The organism is Phycisphaerae bacterium (genome assembly GCA_012729815.1).
Classification (GTDB): Bacteria; Planctomycetota; Phycisphaerae; order JAAYCJ01; family JAAYCJ01; genus JAAYCJ01.
The window spans coordinates 1-2,463 of the sequence record JAAYCJ010000279.1 but is presented as its reverse complement, the minus strand read 5'-3'; the positions used below and the strand labels follow the sequence as shown (position 1 = coordinate 2,463).

Here is a 2,463-nt window from a genome sequence, read left to right as displayed (position 1 = left end):
GTCACGTAGTTCAGATCGGCCCACCACGCCGGCCGATCATCGTGCGGGTTGGTGATGCGGCTGCGTTTTCTGAGCATCGCGGTGTAGATCGGCCACGGGTCGAACGGGTTGTCGGTGTCCACGAAGAAGCCGATCCACCGCGGCGAGCGGAGAGTCTGGCCCTTCTTGAACGACAGGTGTTCGCCATAGTCCAGCGACCACTGCGTGATGTTCTTGCCCTCGTAGCCGATCGTCCACTCCGAGAAATCGCCCACCTCGTCCAAACCGAGAAACAGCATGTGCCGGTAGCAGGCCAGCATGTAGTGCGTCGGCAGCGGAAAGAACCACGACGGCAGGCCCAGCCCCATCGTGTGCGTGACCGACCGGAACTGATCGTCAAGCCGCATCTTGTCGAACACGCCGGTGGTCAGTCGGCCCTTGATGTTCGGATTGGCCACCACGATCTGATCGAAGCCCGCGAACGTGCGGCCCGGCCCGAAGACGTTCCACGCCGAAAGCGTCACGTTCCTGGCCGCCACAGCCTCGGAGGCGACCTCGAAGCGGCCCTTGCGGACCTCGAACGTCACCTTCAGTGTGGCGATCGGTCCGCGATCGAAGCGGTACGTCAGCGTGTTGTTGCGAAAGGTGGTTTTCGCCGGTTCCGGCAGGTTCTGTTTCGCCAGCGTCGGTGCGAACATCACCCGGTCCGACTTGAGATACTCGACGCCGTTGTAGCTCAGCGTGAAGACGCCCTTGTTGTACCCGATCCGTCCGCCGCTCGAGGTTTTCGCCATAGCGCCACCCTTCAGTTTTCGCGACATTATGCGAAAACCCGATGCCGCTGTAAATCCCAAACCGCCGCGACCGCCTCTCCAAGAGCCGCGACCGTGAGAGAGCGGGGGCTTTGGACAGAGAAGAAGTCAGAATGTAATCAGCGATCCAGAGTTTCTCACTCTCTGCGATACGGTCGTCCGTAGTAGTCGCTGAGGGTCGTTTCGAAGTCGCGGCTCACCGATGTCGCATCGTCGTACTCCGGACTCTGGATCATCTGCTCGCGCCACAACGCGAACTCGATCACGCCCTGCGTCCAGGTCACTTGCGTCGCCCACTCCGGGGCCAGCAGGACCTTCCTGGGCCGGTCGGCGTCGGTCACCTGGACGATCAGGTACTTGATGATCCAGCCGTCGGTGTCGATCAGCAGGTCGTCCACCGGCCCGACCTCGCCGTCCGCCGCGAGCACCAGGAACTCGGTGATCCGTTTGGCGCTGCGGAGCCATGACTCGACCATTCGCTCTTCCAGCGTGTAGGTCGGCGGTGAGTCGAGGTCCGGCGGGATAATGACGGGCTCCTGGTCGGCTGGGCCCGGCGCGTCCGATTCGGGGATCGGCCGGTCCAGCGGCCAGCCATAGTACGTGGCGAGTTCCTGCTCCCGCTGGCGGGTCAGCGGCTGATCCTCAGTGACCGGCGGGCTGTTTGCGATCTGCTGGCGACTCAGGTTGACCGGGATCCGCCCGGTGTGTACGTCCGGCTGACCCAGCGACGGCGGAGCGATCAGGACCTGGCGGTCGCCCAGCCATGTTGCCGAATCGACCAGCAGGTAGCGCACCGTCCACCGCAGCGTGTCGAAGTAGAAGTCCATGGCGTTGCCGAGCTCGCCGTCGGTTGCGTGGACGGCGTAGCCGATCAATTCGTCGGTTCGTCTGAGCATCGTGACAACCTCCTTTGGTTCTATGGCCTCGCCTCAGTTGTCGCCGCCGTTCGCTCGTCGATCAGGCGATAGTATTCCTGGTAGTCGTCCATCGCCGCCTTTACGACCGCCATTGCCCGATCGCGTCCGGCGATCTGCCGGATGTCCATCCGCGACGGCTTGCGCGGCAGGTTCTTGTACGTGCTGAAGTAGTGGCGAAGCCGCTGGACCAGGACGTCGGGAATGTCCGAGAGGTCCTCCGCGTACGACCAGAACGGATCGTTCTCCAGGACGCCGATGATCTTGTCGTCCGCGTCCTCGTCGTCGATGCACTGGATCACGCCGATGACCTTCGCGTTCAGGATCACCTCCGACCGGCTGACCGGGCGTTCGCTCACGACGCAGATGTCCAGCGGGTCGCCGTCGCCGCGTTCGGCGTCGTCCGAGAGCTTCGCCACCCGTTCGGCGCAGTAGGTTCGCGGCACGAAGCCGTACAGGCTCGGCGGCAGCGACGAGGTCCGCTGCGGACGGTCCACCCGCATATAGCCGGTCACCTTGTCAATCAATCGATCGATCGCCCGATGGAAGTCTTCGAGCGGGCCGTCGTTGCGGATCTCCAGGTCGGCCATGTCGTGCGTCTGGCGGAGGCCGAAGAGCTCCTCCTCCGCTCGCTCCTGGCGATCGAACTCCTCGCGGGTATCCGGGTCGCGCGGATCGTTTCGCCTTCTGAGCCGCTCGAATCGCGTCTGCGGGTCGCTGACCCTGACCGCCGCCAGCAGGAACCGCCGGCCGAAGCG

General features: G+C 63.9%; 3 protein-coding genes. All 3 read right to left on the bottom strand.

What is annotated here, in order from left to right:
* Window positions 1-773, bottom strand: a 773-nt coding sequence (locus GXY33_18060; protein NLX07047.1) for a hypothetical protein, incomplete at its 3' end; no start/stop codon positions are given.
* Between the two features lie 155 nt (window positions 774-928).
* Window positions 929-1,687: a hypothetical protein gene (locus GXY33_18055; GenBank protein ID NLX07046.1), complete on the bottom strand. Its 759-nt coding sequence runs from the start codon at window positions 1,685-1,687 to the stop codon at window positions 929-931.
* Window positions 1,688-1,707: 20 nt separating this feature from the next.
* Window positions 1,708-2,295 carry an inorganic pyrophosphatase gene (locus GXY33_18050; GenBank protein ID NLX07045.1) on the bottom strand — a complete coding sequence of 196 codons (588 nt, stop codon included), beginning with the start codon at window positions 2,293-2,295 and terminating at the stop codon, window positions 1,708-1,710.
* Between the last annotated feature and the right edge of the window lie 168 nt (window positions 2,296-2,463).